The organism is Pseudomonas sp. PS01303 (assembly GCF_029959385.1).
GTDB lineage: Bacteria > Pseudomonadota > Gammaproteobacteria > Pseudomonadales > Pseudomonadaceae > Aquipseudomonas > Aquipseudomonas rustica.
Genome location: NZ_JASCPK010000323.1, coordinates 1 through 825, shown reverse-complemented (window position 1 = coordinate 825; position 825 = coordinate 1). Strand labels below are relative to the sequence as shown.

Genomic DNA, 825 nt, shown 5'->3' with positions numbered 1-825 from the left:
TGCGCGTAGCTGACTGCACGGTTTTGTAGCGGCCTCCCCGGCCTCATCGCGAGCAGGCTCACTCCTACAGGGGAACGCATTCCAATTGTAGGAGTGAGCCTGCTCGCGATGGCCGCGACACGGTTCCAGATCAGACTTTTGCCTATACTGCCTCCCCAGCAAGCACAGACTTGCCCACCATAAAAACCATGACTGAGGCCCCCATGCATCCGCCCATCCTCAACCTGCATCAGCTCGAACTCGAACCCTTACCCGAAGCCCTCGCCCCTGAAGGCGAAACCGCGAGCCGCTATCAGCAACGCATGGCGCGGGTCGGTCAGCAGCTTGGCTCACAGAAACTCGGCTATCGCCTCTACGCCTTGCCACCCGGCATGCGCGGCAGTCCGTTTCACAGTCATCGGGTCAACGAGGAAATGTTCTACGTGGTGGCCGGGGAGGGCGAGGTGCGTCTTGGTGCCGAACGCTTTCCGATTCGCGAGGGTGATGTGATTGCCTGTCCACCGGGCGGGCCGGAGAAAGCGCATCAGATCATCAATACCAGTCAGGCTGAATTGCGTTATCTGGCGGTGAGCACCCAGCAGCAGCCGGAGATCTGTGAGTATCCGGATTCGAATAAATACGCGGTGATGGATAACTTCACGGTCGATGCCGAGGGCAATGCCTCAGGTTTCGTCGCCGTGGCGCGGCAGGCGGATGGCGTGGATTACTGGGACGGCGAATAGCCCACAGATCCTGAATTGACGCACAACCCTGTAGGAGTGAGCCTGCTCACGATAGCGGTGTGTCATTCAAAGATAATGTGACTGACACACCGCTATCGCGAGC

The 825-nt window shown here is 59.0% G+C and carries 1 protein-coding gene; it reads left to right on the top strand.

What is annotated here, in order from left to right; all coding sequences use genetic code 11:
* The first annotated feature begins 203 nt into the window (after positions 1-203).
* Complete coding sequence (locus tag QMX93_RS30790; RefSeq protein WP_282359349.1) at positions 204-722, top strand: cupin domain-containing protein; 519 nt, start codon at positions 204-206, stop codon at positions 720-722.
* Positions 723-825 lie beyond the last annotated feature (103 nt).